Annotated in this window: 13 protein-coding genes and 1 other annotated feature; of the genes, 7 read left to right on the plus strand and 6 right to left on the minus strand. The window is 46.2% G+C overall.

The features are described from left to right. Positions 1–53 precede the first annotated feature (53 nt). Complete coding sequence (locus FD47_RS11970; protein WP_056980726.1) at positions 54–1,532, plus strand: MDR family MFS transporter; 1,479 nt, start codon at positions 54–56, stop codon at positions 1,530–1,532. 112 nt (positions 1,533–1,644) lie between these two features. Here FD47_RS11970 and mnmM read toward each other — a convergent pair whose 3' ends face one another. Together mnmM and FD47_RS11980 are read right to left on the minus strand one after the other, a co-directional pair. Next, a complete protein-coding gene (gene mnmM / locus FD47_RS11975; protein WP_054736103.1) occupies positions 1,645–2,220 on the minus strand; it encodes a tRNA 5-(aminomethyl)-2-thiouridylate-methyltransferase MnmM in 576 nt (191 codons plus the stop codon). After that, positions 2,217–2,849, minus strand: coding sequence for a phosphatase PAP2 family protein (locus FD47_RS11980; protein ID WP_225425039.1), 633 nt, complete (start codon positions 2,847–2,849; stop codon positions 2,217–2,219). Before FD47_RS11980 ends, mnmM begins: the two co-directional genes overlap by 4 nt. A 113-nt stretch (positions 2,850–2,962) precedes the next feature. Continuing rightward, positions 2,963–3,175 (plus strand) — a binding site (T-box leader). Positions 3,176–3,247: 72 nt separating this feature from the next. Between FD47_RS11980 and leuS the strand changes: the two genes are divergently transcribed. After that, positions 3,248–5,668, plus strand: a complete 2,421-nt coding sequence (gene leuS, locus FD47_RS11985; RefSeq protein ID WP_056980727.1) for a leucine--tRNA ligase — start codon at positions 3,248–3,250, stop codon at positions 5,666–5,668. Between the two features lie 88 nt (positions 5,669–5,756). On the opposite strand, the gene FD47_RS11990 is transcribed toward leuS, so the two are convergent. Next, positions 5,757–6,710 carry an alpha/beta hydrolase gene (locus FD47_RS11990; protein WP_054736101.1) on the minus strand — a complete coding sequence of 318 codons (954 nt, stop codon included), beginning with the start codon at positions 6,708–6,710 and terminating at the stop codon, positions 5,757–5,759. Between the two features lie 2 nt (positions 6,711–6,712). Next, a complete protein-coding gene (locus FD47_RS11995) occupies positions 6,713–7,771 on the minus strand; it encodes an acyltransferase family protein (RefSeq protein ID WP_054736099.1) in 1,059 nt (352 codons plus the stop codon). A gap of 175 nt (positions 7,772–7,946) precedes the next feature. Here FD47_RS11995 and FD47_RS12000 point away from each other — a divergent pair, with 175 nt between their 5' ends. Next, positions 7,947–9,596 carry a putative polysaccharide biosynthesis protein gene (locus FD47_RS12000; protein WP_054736097.1) on the plus strand — a complete coding sequence of 550 codons (1,650 nt, stop codon included), beginning with the start codon at positions 7,947–7,949 and terminating at the stop codon, positions 9,594–9,596. An 85-nt stretch (positions 9,597–9,681) separates the two neighbouring features. Here FD47_RS12000 and FD47_RS12005 read toward each other — a convergent pair whose 3' ends face one another. Further along, a complete protein-coding gene (locus FD47_RS12005; RefSeq protein ID WP_008212071.1) occupies positions 9,682–10,515 on the minus strand; it encodes an NAD(P)H-hydrate dehydratase in 834 nt (277 codons plus the stop codon). Positions 10,516–10,674: 159 nt separating this feature from the next. Between FD47_RS12005 and pepV the strand changes: the two genes are divergently transcribed. The 3 genes from pepV (at position 10,675) to FD47_RS12020 (ending at position 13,610) form a co-directional block, all read left to right on the plus strand. Next, complete coding sequence (gene pepV / locus FD47_RS12010; protein ID WP_054736096.1) at positions 10,675–12,078, plus strand: dipeptidase PepV; 1,404 nt, start codon at positions 10,675–10,677, stop codon at positions 12,076–12,078. A gap of 21 nt (positions 12,079–12,099) precedes the next feature. After that, positions 12,100–12,579, plus strand: coding sequence for a universal stress protein (locus tag FD47_RS12015; protein WP_056980728.1), 480 nt, complete (start codon positions 12,100–12,102; stop codon positions 12,577–12,579). Between the two features lie 257 nt (positions 12,580–12,836). Then, positions 12,837–13,610, plus strand: coding sequence for a DUF3658 domain-containing protein (locus tag FD47_RS12020; RefSeq protein ID WP_225425095.1), 774 nt, complete (start codon positions 12,837–12,839; stop codon positions 13,608–13,610). Between the two features lie 96 nt (positions 13,611–13,706). Here FD47_RS12020 and FD47_RS12025 read toward each other — a convergent pair whose 3' ends face one another. Further along, positions 13,707–14,360 (minus strand): deoxynucleoside kinase, encoded by a 654-nt coding sequence (locus tag FD47_RS12025; RefSeq protein ID WP_054736094.1) that lies wholly within the window; start codon positions 14,358–14,360, stop codon positions 13,707–13,709. Between the two features lie 153 nt (positions 14,361–14,513). Between FD47_RS12025 and FD47_RS12030 the strand changes: the two genes are divergently transcribed. Further along, complete coding sequence (locus FD47_RS12030; protein ID WP_040537688.1) at positions 14,514–15,284, plus strand: Cof-type HAD-IIB family hydrolase; 771 nt, start codon at positions 14,514–14,516, stop codon at positions 15,282–15,284. Positions 15,285–15,358: the final 74 nt, after the last annotated feature.

The following is a 15,358-nucleotide window of genomic DNA, read 5'->3' on the forward strand; positions in this document are numbered from 1 at the left end:
GATAAAACTTAGGAACTTTAGACATTACGAATTTATTCGAGAGGGGTCATTAAATGACTGCAACAGCTTCCAAGCGTGATGTGATCTTAGTTACAATTGCCTTATTTATCGCCACCTTTATGTGTGCGATTGAGGGAACCATCGTATCCACGGCAATGCCAACCATTGTCGGTGATTTGCGTGGGGTGGCCCTCATGAACTGGGTCTTTTCAATTTTCCTATTAACCAATGCGATTGCAACCCCCATTTACGGCAAACTTGCTGATAGCGTGGGGCGTAAACCGGTATTCATCATTGGCACGACAATCTTTATTATCGGTTCGGTGATGTCCGGTCTGTCTCATTCGATGCTGGTCTTGATTATCTGGCGGGCCATTCAAGGATTTGGCGGTGGGGCAATTTTGCCGGTTGCCAACACGATTATCGCCGACATCTATCCCCTGGAAAAACGGGCGCAGGTGCTGGGATTGAACAGTTCGGCATGGGGAATTGCCTCAGTTATTGCGCCGCTTCTTGGGGGCTTTATTGTTGATAATTTAAGTTGGCACTGGATTTTCTTCATTAACTTGCCGATCGGCATTCTGGTGTTGGTGATGGTCCAGTTATTTCTTCATGAGGAAAAAAGACGGGTCACCAGCCGCATGGATATTGGTGGTACTGTGTGGCTAACGGTGATGCTGTTGGCGATTATGTACGCGTTTCAAGTGATTGGTCAAACACCGATTCAGTGGCCAATTGTTGCCCTCTGTGTTTTGATTTCGGTTGTCGCATCAATCATGTTCATTCGCCGGGAACGATTGGCTGAGGACCCGCTGATTCCCATGGGGCTTTTCAGTAACCGGACATTCGTTGCTCAAAACCTGGTGATTGCCTTGATGAGCGGTTTTTTGATCGCGTATGAAGTTTACCTGCCTGATTGGACTCAGGGGATCCTGGGCTTAAGAGCCTCAATGGCCGGCTTTGCGGTTACGCCAAGTTCACTCATGTGGATTGTCGGGTCGTTCATCGCTGGGAAATTGCTTGTTCGTTTATCGCCGTTTCGAATCATCAACATCAGTTTAGCGTTTATCCTAATTGGCGCAATCATGATGGTGTTACTCCCAGCGTATACGCCATTTGTCAGCTTTCTGTTAATTTCAATGATTGTTGGAACGGGCTTCGGCCTGACGACCACAACGTCAATAATTAGTGTGCAAAATGTGGTTGATCCCAGTGAAATTGGGGTTGCAACCTCGTTTAATACCCTTTGCCGGACGTTGGGACAGACACTGATGATTTCAGTATTTGGAATCGTGATGAACGTGACGATGTTACGTGGTGTTCGGCAAACGGACGGTGCCAGCTTGAAAATGATGGACAAGTTAATTAACCCGCTGACAGCAAACGAACTTTCGGGGACGATTCTCCCGAAATTACGGGAAATCTTGTACCAATCGCTGCACAACGTCTTCATTGTGGGGCTGCTGTTGATTATCATCGCGTATCTGGTTAACTGGACGGATCGCAAAAAATCGGAATCCCAGCACGATTAAGTTAAATAAGTGTCTGGCCCATGATTCGACTAAGCAATATTTGGATAGCAATGAGGCCGGACAAAATTTTGGTTTTGTTCGGCCTCATTATTGAAATGGCTTGATAATGCCGTTAAGATATTTTTTGAATTCCCAGAACAAACGGTGGTTCGTGGACCTGATTGATGAATTCATACTTGAGAACCGCAAACTGCTTTTGGGGAAGGGCCGCGCAAAAATTGCCAACCTGATTTTTTTCGGTTTGACCGCCTGGATGCCCATAATAAACGACAATCACGATGATGCCGCCAACTGTCAGGTGGCTGATACAGCCGCGAAGGCCCTGAATGGTCGTCTCGGCATGGGTGATCAGTTGTTTGTTGCCACCGGGAAGGTAACCCAGATTGAAGATTGCCCCAGACACCTGAACCATTGGGGGCAGAATGCTGGCGATCTCTTGGTGGCCGTGATTAAATAGGTGCACATGGGTGTGATTAATCGGCGCGGCGGTCAATCTCTCTTGGGTTTGCTGAATGGCGCGTTCTTGGATATCAAACCCATAAACCGTTCCGCGGCTGCCAACCAACCGCGCCAAAAACAAAGTATCATGGCCGTTACCAACCGTCCCGTCAATCACCGTATCGCCGGCGTTGACGTGATTTGATAAGAGTTGATGACTAAATTCAAGGGCGTTTTGCATTTTTTTCATATTGTGCCTCCAAAGAAACGATTAAAGATATGGTTACTGATTGTCAATAGAACAAATCCTAACGCCCACCCGGAAACGACGTCACTCGGGAAATGAACACCGACATAAATTCGACTGAGTCCTACCAGGACGATCACCAAGGAAATAACGAGTGCCGCTGCCAGGCGACTTCCCGACCGATTCAACAAATGGTTCCCAAGAATAATCAGGCTGCCGCCAATCAGCATGGCACTCATTGCGTGACCACTGGGGAAGCTGGTGGAACTAACATGAACCAGGTGTTCAACAGTCGGGCGGGGACGGTTAACGATCCCCTTGATGAGCCGATTGCCGATACCTGCCAGCAGAATGCTGTTAATGCCGATGAACCAGACGCCTCGCAGGTGGTGCGTGAAGATGAGAATGACCATGATGCCGACTGTCATCATGGCTTCTTCGGGAAGATTAAATAATTGGGTGAACTGGACCGTGATTCTTGTAAGGCTTGGCGTGGCTTGATTGCGGACCATTGTCACGATGACGTGATCGAACGAATGAATCCACGCTGCTTCTTGCATGACGCCGATCATCAGGATACAAAAAATGAGGAGCGCACCGATTGTGAAAATAAACGATGGCTGATGACGCATTTTCTTCACAAGACATGTTCCTTTCCATGAGCGAGAATACTTTTATTATAGCATTCAACGTGTTGTTTTTTAGGGAATGATTTGGTATGATAATAGGCAATAATTTCAATATTGTGAAAATGACGAGACGAATTAGTAACCAGTGATTTGTTTTCAGAAACTGAGTGGTTGTTGAAAACTCGGAGCAAATTATGGTGAACTCATCGTCGAATACTTGGTTGAACAGAGTAACCCGAGTCGGTTAATCGCCGTTATCGATCTTGAGAGCCTGGCATCCACGGTCGATGCTGGGAATATAGGTGGTACCGCGATTAATCGTCCTATAGGAAGTTTACGATGGCTTCTTATGGGGCTTTTTTTCTCGATATTGAAAAATTTGAAAGGTGGCAGTTGCAGAAATGGCATACAATCATGAGGTAATTGAGCGTAAGTGGCAGCATTACTGGAAAGAGCATAAGACCTTTAAGACGCTGGATGATACCAGTAAGGATAAATACTACGTGTTGGACATGTTTCCTTACCCGTCTGGTCAGGGACTACACGTTGGGCATCCGGAAGGGTACACAGCAACCGATATTATGGCCAGAATGGCTCGGATGCAGGGCAAAAATGTGTTACATCCAATGGGCTGGGACGCTTTTGGGTTACCCGCAGAACAGTATGCATTGAAGACCGGCCATAACCCCCGGGACTTTACAGCTCAAAATATTAAGACATTTAAACGCCAAATTCGTTCACTGGGCTTTTCATATGATTGGGATCGTGAAATTAACACAACCGATCCTTCTTATTACAAGTGGACACAGTGGATTTTTGAACAGTTATATAAACGTGGTTTAGCATACGAAGACAACATTGAGGTCAACTGGGCCCCTGATTTCATGGGTGGAACGGTTGTCGCCAATGAAGAGGTTGTTGATGGCAAGACGGAACGCGGGGGCTATCCAGTTTACCGAGTTCCAATGCGTCAGTGGGTGCTGCGGATTACCGCGTATGCTGACCGGCTGATCGATGATTTGGATACGGTTGATTGGCCCGAGAGCATCAAGGAACAGCAACGTAATTGGATTGGCCGTTCACGAGGCGCAAGCGTCTTCTTCGATGTAAAGGGACATGATGACGCCAAGATCGAAGTGTTCACGACGCGTCCAGATACGTTATTTGGGGCTACATACATGGTGCTTGCACCTGAACATGAACTTGTCGACAAGATCACCACACCTGAACAGAAAGCTGAAGTTGATGCATACAAGGAACAGGTTTCGCGGAAGTCTGATCTCGAGCGAACTGATTTAAACAAGGATAAGAGCGGGGTATTCACTGGTGCCTATGGGATCAATCCGATTAACGGTAAGGAAGTTCCAATCTGGATCGGTGACTACGTGCTCGAATCATACGGAACTGGTGCAATTATGGCGGTCCCAGCGCATGACGATCGGGATTATGAATTTGCCAAGAAATTTGACTTACCAATTGTTCCGGTCATTGAAGGCGGCGATGTTGCTGACGCGGCCTATACCGGTGACGGGCCCCACTTCAACTCTGGTTTTCTGGATGGGATGAACAAGCAGGATGCCATTCAAGCAGCCATTGACTGGTTAAAGGATCATAAAGCTGGGAAGGAAAAGGTTAACTACCGCCTTCGTGACTGGATCTTCTCTCGTCAACGTTATTGGGGCGAGCCAATTCCAGTGATTCACTGGGAAGATGGCGAAACAACCCTTGTTCCGGAAGATGAACTGCCATTGCGCCTTCCAAAGGCCAAGGATATTCAGACTTCCGGTGGTAAGGAAAGCCCGTTGGCAAATCTGACTGACTGGGTCAATGTGGTTGATAAAAACGGTCGTAAGGGTAAGCGAGAAACCAATACAATGCCGCAATGGGCGGGAAGTTCCTGGTACTGGTTGCGTTATATCGATCCGCATAACGATAAAATGATTGCTGATCCGGAGAAGCTGAAGTACTGGTCACCAGTTGACCTTTACGTTGGTGGTGCTGAACATGCTGTTTTGCATTTGCTATATGCAAGATTCTGGCACAAATTCCTTTATGACCTCGGGGTTGTGCCAACCCCTGAACCATTCCAGAAGTTGGTCAACCAGGGGATGATTCTTGGTACTAATCACGAAAAGATGTCGAAGTCTAAAGGAAACGTGATCAATCCGGATGACATCGTCGATGAATACGGGGCCGATACGCTGCGGGTTTATGAAATGTTCATGGGCCCAATTGACGCTGCCAAGCCTTGGAGTACCGAAGGCATTAACGGGGCCCACCACTGGTTGGATCGGGTTTGGCGGTTGATGATTGATGATAATAACCATCTCCGCGATCGGGTCACGACCCTTAATGATGGCGAACTTGATAAAATTTACAACCAGACGGTCAAGATTGTCAGCAACGATTTCCAGCACATGCGCTTTAACGTTGGCATTTCACAAATGATGGTCTTTGTAAACGAGGCTTATAAGGCGGATGCCCTGCCAATTGCCTATATGGAAGGCTTCGTGAAGATGTTGTCGCCAATTGCGCCGCACATTGCCGAAGAACTCTGGCAATTGTTGGGTCATGATGGGACGATAACTTATGAACAATGGCCGACTTTTGATGCCGCTCAACTTGTTGAAGATACGGTTCAAATGGTTGTTCAGGTCAATGGTAAGGTTCGTGCGCATTTGAAGATTGCCCGTGATGCGGCCAAAGACAAGGTTGAAGAGGCCGCTAAGAAAGATGAAAATATCCAACGGTATACGGAAGGCAAAACCATTCGGAAGGTCATTGTCATTCCAAATAAGATTGTAAATATTGTTGTGAAGTAATAACTTACAAAGGTTTTCGAGCAACTAAAAAATTACCTCCAAGTGACTTTGGTCATCTGGAGGTAATTTTTTAGTTGAAATGTTGTGATTAATTCAATTCGCTGAGCGAACTATCCTGATGCTGCTTACCCCACAAGAAGTGGATAAGCTCGCGATCAACGGCCAGATTATGTTGATGAAGTTCGCTGTGCTGCGCTTTCATCCCGAATGTTTCGAAGGTTTGGTACGAAGTAACCCGCCCACGAAGCAGGTAACCCAATGACAATGCCGAAACGTTGGTGACAACCCCGTCGGAATTTGACCCATCACCAATATTGCCATAGATGTTGAGCACTTTGGCTTGGCGGGGGAACCGATTTCGTAATCGATACAGGCGGCGATATTCTGGATGAATAATCGCTGGTCGGCCAGTTGGAAGAATTCGGTTTTCATTGGGGGCATCATCCCACAACCTCACAAGTGGCCCGAAAGTGGGTTGATTTGCTCGGTGAAGGTCCATGATCCCGTCATATGGTCCGGCAATTAAGCACAGCTTGTTAACCCGCGGCAGATCGGAACGATTACCATTCAACAAATTATAGTAAACAACCGCATACGCACCCATTGAGTGACCAATAAAGTTGAGGCGGTTGACATGGTAGCGACGTTTCAAGATCTTGCAAATTTTAGTGATCCAGTGGGCGTACTGAAATTCGCCGGCTCGGTTATTGGCCATTTTGACCATGATGATGGGGTTGCGCATCCACTTTTTGACGGTACCGACAATATGAACGTTGCCCGTTGCGCTCACCCGGATGATCATTCGCCGGGACGCGGCCCCGCTGCTCTCAGCAGCGTTAACGACCCGGTGTTCGGATCGAAGCGTACCGCTCCAGCCGTGAACAAAAAGCGTTGGCGTACTGGCGTTAATATATCTGTGATTTATTTGCTGGACTTGTTGCTGGTGGGCATGCCAAATCGAAAAGCCGATAACCAATAGGATGAGGGATCCAATCCCAAAATAGAGAATCTGGTACCGCTTTTCGCGCCTATTCGAGAACATTGCTAGGAGGTAACCGCCTTATTTTTGGAGTTCTTGACTCTTTTCTTGATATAAGCATATCCTAATGATAATGCAAAGGAGATAATCACTGCCAAGATGGTTTCCATGATAGCACTTTTATACCCCATTTCGTCAATAATATCAATGACAGCTTTATGAAGATACATAATTCCTAAGGTTTGCTGACCAAGCAGTTGAATCGGCTTGATGATAAACTGGGGGAATGCTTTGCAGAAATAGTAACTAAAGCTAAAGACAACCATGCTAATTAAGATGGGGATAAACACGATAAATGACACCCGGGAGATCGGGATGTGGTGGAATGACGCGTGAATGATTTTTGATTTCAGGAAGAAGCCAAAGTTCAGGCGATCCATATGCTGCATCCAGAAAATCCAAAGGGTAATTAACGCGCAGGGAATCATGATCCAAAGGTCGGAAACAACTTGTTGAATTTTATGAAAGTACAGGTATCCGAACAACATGAAAAACAGCGCGATGAAGGCAACGTCGAAGTCCCATGGAATGTACTTCCAATGAAAGAACCAGACGTGCTTATAGCTGGTTGCCACAATTAACGAAATGAAGGCAATGATAATTTGATATTCCCGGTTCTTAACGTATGTAATCACGATTGACGTTAGTACTAAGGCGAGCAGGTAAACGTTGATGTACCAAAAGACGCTTAGGTAATGATTCAAAGTGCGGCCGCCCCAAAGTAACCGGACAAAATAAAATGCGGTATACGACCAGCTCTCCCCACGAATAAAGTGGGACAGCAGAATCAAAAAGCTACCACAAATTAGGTACGATATTAGAAGTGGTAAAATCCGCTTCTTGAAAAATCCCCACCAATTATTGTTGACGATTGGCTTTAAGAAGAAGCCCCCCATGATGAAGAAGATGGGCATATGCCACCAATACAGGAAGTGAAACATCGTGCCGTGGCGGGTCATGGCGTGACCGAAGACAACGGCCACAATCCCAATGGCTTTGGCGACATCAATCCACTCAATTCTTTTTTTACTCACAAACTTTTCACCTCGACGATTTTTTAACACGTATAGCAATATTTTAGTGCATGAGCGCCCTTTGTGACAATACTTTTTGATTACAGATCCTAAATCTGGTTGATGCTTAAGTAATATTTAATATGTTAATGCGAGATTGCTATTAGTTGGCAACTCAATTAAAATAGTTCAAGTGATTACAAAGTAGACGAAAGCGGGAGCGGCAATGACTGACAATCAGAACGGACAGTTGGATAATGCGCAGGATCAAATGCTGTCAGGATCTGCATGGATGACCGCCGGCAGCATCTTGAGCCGGGTTTTGGGCGCTATCTATATTATTCCCTGGCGAATTTGGTTTGGTGACTATTTTTTGCGTGGCAATGCACTTTATGGTATGGGTTACAACATTTACAGTTTCCTGCTTATCATTGCGATTGCCGGTATTCCCTCCGCGATTGCCAAGCAAGTTGCCCACTATAACGCGTTAAATGAGTATGGGATTGGTGTCAAACTCTACAAACGGGGCCTGGTGTTGGCTGCGGCAACCGGAATTATCTGCGCGTTGATTTTATACTTTGGGGCGCCGTTGATGGCTGGCGGCCACCGGCTGGTGATCCCGGTTCTTCATTCGCTTGCGTGGGCAATTCTTATCATTCCAACCATGAGCTTGACCCGGGGATACTTTCAAGGATATCAACAGATGGCGCCCTCAGCAATTTCGCAATTTGTGGAACAATTAGCCCGGGTGGTCTATATGCTGTTAACGGCATTTTTAATCATGCAGGTCTTTCATGGTAGTTGGGTCACCGCCGTCTCCCAATCAACGTTTGCGGCGTTTATTGGGTCGGCCGCCGGGATTTTAACCCTTGGCTGGTACTACTTTAAACACCGCCATACCTTCCGGTCACTGGTTGCCAACAGTCGTAATCGCCTGCATGTGCAAACCAGTGCCCTGTACAAAGAAATTCTTGCCCAAGCCCTGCCGTTCATCATTTTAGGAGCGGGGATTACCATTTTTATGTTAATTGATCAGTACACATTCTTTTCAATTATGCGACTGGCAACAACGTATTCTAATACCGTTTTATCGGACCTGTACGCGCTTTTTGCGGTTAACTCAAATAAACTGATAATGATCACCATCTCGCTTGCCTCTGCGTTGGCAATTACGGCCGTTCCCCTATTATCCAGAGCGCTGACAAATGGCGATCGGCAGGCCATCGCCAAACAAAATACCAATATCATGGCCTTATTCATGTTTGTCATGATTCCGGCAGCCCTTGGAATGGCCGCGGTTGCCGGACCGTTAAACCGCGTCTTCTATGGGGTGGCCGAACAGGCCCTGGGTGCGAATATTTTAACCTTTTCTTCGATGATTTCGATTCCGATGGGGCTGTTCGTGGTTATTTCGGCGGTCATGCAGGGATTGTCCGAAAATCGCCGGGCCGTGAAATTCTTTGCGGTGGGCACGGTGATTAAACTCATTGTTCAGTTCCCGTGTGTTTACTACCTGGGTGCCTTTGGCCCATTGCTTGCGACTGCAATCGGGATGACGGTGGCCGACTGGTTAATCATTCGGTCGTTAAACCGCGAATATGGCTTTGAAAAATATTCACTGAACTGGGCGTTTCGAAAGATCGGGCTTTACTCGCTAGTGATGTATGTGGTTGTTTTGGCGACGGTATTTGTCGGTGGCAAATTCGTTTCCCTGGTTCTGGATCCATTAAGTGGGATCGCCAGTCTGATCGTGACGCTGTTAGGCGTCGGAATTGGCGGATATTTATACGCCTATCTGGCATTGAAAAATCGGGTGGCGGATATGATTTTGGGAAGTCGAAGTGCTTCGTTAAGGCGCCTTTTAAAAATTAAATAAGTCGTGTCAGAATGACTAAAATAAGATCAACTTCGCCGCCATAACGAAGTTGATCTTATTTTGATGACAATAGTAGATTCCGTGCCTAGTCTTTTGATTGATGTTTAAACATAAATTTTGGTAATGCTTCACTAATTTGATGGGGGAGGACCACGTATTGTTTTTCGGCAAGTTTATCGGCGATCGCACTGTGGGTGTAAACTGCGGCTAAAACGGCTGCGGGTTTATCGGCGAATTGCGCGGTAAATCCACCGATTAGTCCTGCTAAGGTATCGCCCATGCCACCGGTTGCCTGGGCCGGCGTGCCACCGGTGTTTTGAAAGACTTTACCATTCTCATACACCTCGGTGCGATGAGATTTTACAACAACAATCGCATCGAGTTTTTCGACCGCGGCTTGATTGGCCGTTGGGGTTTGGTCGGCAATTTTAATGCCGGAAACGCGCTGCCACTCCATTTGGTGGGGGGTCAGGACGTTCAGTGATTCGCTGGGAAGCTGAAGATTGTTATGGGCAAGTAGTGTTAAAGCGGACCCATCGATAATCAGTGTTTGGCCCGTGTGCGCAATTTCAAAGGTTTTTGTTAATAGCGTCATTGCAGTATCGTCGGTGCCAAGCCCTGGGCCGATGACGATTACGTCGGCATTTTTGACGATATCTGCGGAATCGTCAAATTGATTGTAATCGACAAACATTGCTTCTGGTAACCAATCATGGAGACTAGCCTGGTTAGTGGGGTCGGTGAATGTTGTGACGAGACCAGCTCCTGAATACACAGCGGCCAATGAGGCCATAATGATCGCGCCGCCGAAGTTTTGGCTGCCGCCAATCAAGACAATTTTGCCATAGGTGCCTTTAAAACTATCTGCCGGGCGTTGGCGGATGACTTGGGTTAAAATGTTTTTTGTAATTTTTTCCATATTCAAAATCTCCCAAATAACAAGATTTAATCATCTTAAGTATATCATTGTTCAGACCTTCGCAAGATGCTGGGTAGATAGATTTCCGTTGTCGGGCCCGGCCTTCATGCAAGCGGTTGTGGTAAAATAAACCCATAAGATAACGGGAGTGATAATTTAATGACAATCGATTGGAAGAAACAGGCACAGGACTATCGTGAGCAGTATCTCCAAGACTTAAAAGAACTGATCGCGATTCCCAGTGTCCGTGACGACGAGCATAAAACGGATGAGTATCCCTTGGGAGAGGGCCCGGCTAAGGCATTAGACAAGTTCCTCTCATTTGGTAAGCGTGATGGCTTCATCACTAAAAATATCGACAACCTGGTTGGCTATATTGAGTATGGATCTGGTGACCAGACATTTGCCATGCAGTCCCATGCAGACGTCATGCCAGCTGGTGACGGTTGGGAAACCGAACCGTTTGTGATGACTGAAAAGGACGGTTCAGTCTTTGGCCGCGGGACGTCCGATGATAAGGGGCCGGGATTGGCCGCTTACTATGGGCTGCGAATGCTTAAAGATAACGGCATCAAACCAAATATGAAGATTCGCCTGATTATTGGTACCGATGAAGAAAGTGACTGGACCGGAATGAAGCACTACTTCGATGTTGAACCGCAGCCAACCCTGGGATTTTCACCGGACGCGGAATTTCCGCTCATTAACGGTGAAAAGGGCAATGCGGCATACGAAACGACTTTTGGCCACACCAACGGGCAAGCATATACGCTTAAGCACTTTGATTCTGGGCTTCGAACCAACATGGTGCCGGGAAATGCCACGGCCTTGGTTGAGACCGATAACAACGAACAGTTTGTCGACGCGTTTACCGACTTTCTGGATAAGACCCCGCTTTCAGGTGACATTAAGGCAACCGGTGAGGGAATTGCGGTTCACCTCATTGGTAAGCAGGCTCACGCAATGGCCCCTGAAAATGGCATTAACGCCGGCACATATTTAGCGGCTTTCTTGAATCAGTTTGATTTTGAAGGAGATGCTAAGAACTTTATCGCCTTTATTGCCGACTACCTCCATGATGACACCCGCGCCCACAAGATTGGGGCCAATTACACTGATCAGATTATGGGTGAATTGACAATGAACGTTGGTATTATGAAATTTGATTTTCAAAACGGCGGCATGGTCAATACCAATTTCCGTTATCCAAAGGGAACCGACAATGATCAAATCTTGAAACAATTAGCTGAAGTGGCTGATAAATTTGGTGGTCATGTGAAGCAGATTAGTCACATGGTACCGCACTATGTTGATCCCCAAGACCCGATTGTGAAGACGCTGCTCAACGTTTATGAGGAGCAGACCGGGGCAACCGATGTTAAACCGGAAGTTGTTGGGGGCGGAACGTATGCCCGAATGATGAAGCGCGGGGTTGCCTTTGGCGCCCTTTTCCCAGGCACGCAGGATACGATGCACCAGGCAAACGAATTTCAGCCAATTGATGACTTGCTAAAGGCAATGGCCATCTATGGTCAATCAATCTATGAATTAACCGCAAAATAACTGGTAAGCGAGGTGGTCAGAATGTTGGCGTTTAACTATCAAAATATTCTCGTCGGGGTGGATGGCTCCAAGACAGCGGGAAAGGCTGTTTCCAAGGCAATTCAAGTTGCCAAGCACAACGGCGCTAAACTCTACGTGGTTGCTGTCATCAATGATCGGGAATTCATTGGGGTTTCCAAGTCGGCCTCGATTGGTTTCGGCAACGTTGATCCCTCAACCATTGAGGCAATTAAGACGCGCTTCGAAAATTTGGTTGCCAGTTACGCGAAGCAGGCAAAGGATGTTGGGGTGAACGCCAAGGCATTTGTGACGTTTGGCGATCCGAAGACAATCTTGGCTACTAAACTTGTGGCCGAAAAGCAAATTGACGCAATCGTCATTGGCGCGACCGGCGTGAACTTCTTTACGCGGTTAACGCTGGGATCAACGGCAGCCTTTGTGATTGCCCATGCGCCCTGTGACGTCTTTGTGGTTCACCGGGATCGCAAGACCAGAAAGTAACCGCAGATGAAATAGGGTTCATTATGACGGATTAGGATTGGCGTAGCAGTTTACGCCAGTCCTTTTTTTGTAACCGGCATTTTATTCACATCAAATCCGTTGGTGCAGCTAATTCGTTGAAAGCGGCAGAAAGATGCCGTGATCATTTGAAACGGCAGTTATTGACGGTTGCATTTCCACTCAGGAAACGGTTATACTTTTCTGAGTTGACTTTTCGAGTGATCTGCTAACTAATTATGTAAAAATGAGGGATTTTGTTGATAGATATTGTGTTCAACGATGCGTTTGCCAGATCGTTAAAATATTATTATGAGCAGCGGGAAATTGAGCGCCAGGTGATTTCACTGCCGTTATTTTTAGGCCTGGGGGACATCGCCCAAGTCAATTTACTTGAAACCCGCAAGACCCTGCTGCGAATCAGAAATACCCACGAGCCCTCCGGTAACTCGGGGACGCTATACCAAATGATTGTGACCGGAGCTGCTGATCTTCAGGCAGCGGCAGCTGCTGGTGAATCATTGCGAATTTGGTGGACTGATTTACCAGATGATTTATGCGGCTTTATTTGGCTTTGTGAGGAGTTAAAGGGCTTTAAGGCCCCGATTTCAATGGTTCACGTACCACTAACCCTTACCCAGGGAAATACGTTATACCAACTGGATAGTATTAGTGACCTGACACCGCCAGACTTTGATAATCACCATATTTTTCGGCTGGAAACCCAACTGACCCAGGAAACCAGGTTGGCCTATAGTAATCAGTGGCGAGCGTTAAAGCGGGATAACACCCCCGTTCGCGTCGTTTTGAACGGCCACCTGCTCAGTCAGCCGATTGACTTCTATGATCGGTTTTTGCTAGCAAATTTGAGTCGGCGGCAAGCCGTTGAGATTGACGAAGCAATTTCGAATACCATTTCCTTTGGACCAAGCGGTGTGCCTGACTGGTGGTACCGCCACCGGATTGACTATCTGGTTTCCAACAAGGTCCTGGCCTTTCAAGAGGGGCATCATGATCGGGTCGGTTTTGTTTGAATTCGATCATAAGGGTGATAACGACAAAAAGGCAGTTCCGAGTTTAAGTACTTGGGACTGCCTTGTTAATAATTTGTCGCGAAAATTCAATATTGATTACATTGCTTTTTGCTGAGGCTTGCGAATTTTTGCCAACTCGTCGTCAATCATTCCTAAAACCAGGTCGATATTGCCCGGATCGCTCAAATCATATTTCTGTAAATCGATTTTGATTTTGGGACTCACGTCGTAGTCGGCATACCATTGCCGGTAGGCCTGCCACATTTTGTAGTAGTAGTTTTCCAAGTCTGGGTTATTTTCAAACTGTTCGTAGTCACGGCCACGCTTTTTGATTCGGAATTTAATCGTGTCAAAGTCACTGTCAGCGTAAACCAGTAAGTCCGGAGACTTTTTCGGCAGCTGATTCAGTTCATTCATCATGTTGTCTAATAATTTGAGATAAACTGAAAGCTCCGTATCGGTGATGTTACCGTCGGCGTTATTTTCCTTGGTAAACAGGGCATCTTCGTAAATTGAACGGTCTAAGACGTTATTATCATCACTGAGGGCCTGTTTGATCATTGAGAAGCGCTTATTCAGAAAATAAATTTGCAATAAGAACCCATACTGTTTTGGATTGGAATAGTAAAGCGGCAAGACCGGATTATCGCCAACCGGTTCAAAAAATGCCTTTGTGCCCAAATGCGTTGCGATTTTACCGGTTAACGTTGTTTTACCAACACCGATCATTCCTGCTGTGATTATCACCATAGTAGCCCCTCTTTTTAAAAAATTACAATATATAGTGTACCACAAAAGTTGGTCACACCATATCTGTAAAAACGAATTTTTTTAGGCTGAAATATATAGGGTGAAAACCATTAAGTAGTACAATTAAGTTAGTGAATGAATGGAGGGAAATCAATGTATAAAGCGGTGGTATTTTTTGATTTGGATGGCACGCTGTTTGATAACGAAAAAAACGTGTCTGATGAAAATGTGGCGGCGATCAACGAATTGCGAGAAAACAATATTTTGCCAATTATTTCAACCGGCCGTAACATTTTCGAAATTCAGTATGTGATTGATGCGACAGGGATTGATTCTCTGGTGAGTGCCAACGGCAGTTACGTTCAGTACCAAGGCAAGAAGCTCAAGGCAGAAAAAATAAGTGATTCCGTGATTGAAGAGATTTTGGCGTTTGCCAAGCAGCAGGGCGACGTTATCTCGTTTTATAACAATGCCGAGTTTGCGCTCACTGCAGAGAATGATTTGACAAAGGTTAACTATCGGCTATTACGGTTAACGCCTCACGTTGATCCAACATTTTATAAAACCCACGAAGTTAATTTCTTAAATGTCTTTAATTATGATAAAGATAAACTTTATCAGGATCATTTTAAGGGCAAGCTGTCTCTGGTTCGAAACAATCCGCGGTGTATGGACACCATGAACTGGGGCGTTTCTAAGCAAACTGGTATTCAGGCAATGTTGCAAAAAGCCGACTTAGGCAATATTCCGTCCTACGCATTTGGGGATCAGCTAAATGACCTGCAGATGTTCTCTGAGGTTGATTATCCCATTGCAATGGGAAACGGTCATCCTGATGTGAAGGCAAAGGCCTCGTTTGTGACAACGGCCAACGTTGACCACGGAATTGTCAACGGGCTGAAGCATTATCACTTAATTAAATAATCTTTCGATATAAAAAGGGCGCTCAGGATTTTTCCTGAACGCCCTCAGACTGAAGACAAAGTCCTCCAAATACG

The sequence above is a fragment of the Lentilactobacillus parafarraginis DSM 18390 = JCM 14109 genome, assembly GCF_001435895.1.
GTDB lineage: Bacteria > Bacillota > Bacilli > Lactobacillales > Lactobacillaceae > Lentilactobacillus > Lentilactobacillus parafarraginis.

Excerpts from the sequence above, each read along its gene's own strand:
- FD47_RS11970 (WP_056980726.1), top strand. The coding sequence starts at position 54 with ATGACTGCAACAGCTTCCAAGCGTGATGTGATCTTAGTTACAATTGCC.
- mnmM (WP_054736103.1), bottom strand. The coding sequence starts at position 2,220 with ATGAAAAAAATGCAAAACGCCCTTGAATTTAGTCATCAACTCTTATCA.
- FD47_RS11980 (WP_225425039.1), bottom strand. The coding sequence starts at position 2,849 with ATGCGTCATCAGCCATCGTTTATTTTCACAATCGGTGCGCTCCTCATT.
- leuS (WP_056980727.1), top strand. The coding sequence starts at position 3,248 with ATGGCATACAATCATGAGGTAATTGAGCGTAAGTGGCAGCATTACTGG.
- FD47_RS11990 (WP_054736101.1), bottom strand. The coding sequence starts at position 6,710 with ATGTTCTCGAATAGGCGCGAAAAGCGGTACCAGATTCTCTATTTTGGG.
- FD47_RS12000 (WP_054736097.1), top strand. The coding sequence starts at position 7,947 with ATGACTGACAATCAGAACGGACAGTTGGATAATGCGCAGGATCAAATG.
- FD47_RS12005 (WP_008212071.1), bottom strand. The coding sequence starts at position 10,515 with ATGGAAAAAATTACAAAAAACATTTTAACCCAAGTCATCCGCCAACGC.
- pepV (WP_054736096.1), top strand. The coding sequence starts at position 10,675 with ATGACAATCGATTGGAAGAAACAGGCACAGGACTATCGTGAGCAGTAT.
- FD47_RS12015 (WP_056980728.1), top strand. The coding sequence starts at position 12,100 with ATGTTGGCGTTTAACTATCAAAATATTCTCGTCGGGGTGGATGGCTCC.
- FD47_RS12025 (WP_054736094.1), bottom strand. The coding sequence starts at position 14,360 with ATGGTGATAATCACAGCAGGAATGATCGGTGTTGGTAAAACAACGTTA.
- FD47_RS12030 (WP_040537688.1), top strand. The coding sequence starts at position 14,514 with ATGTATAAAGCGGTGGTATTTTTTGATTTGGATGGCACGCTGTTTGAT.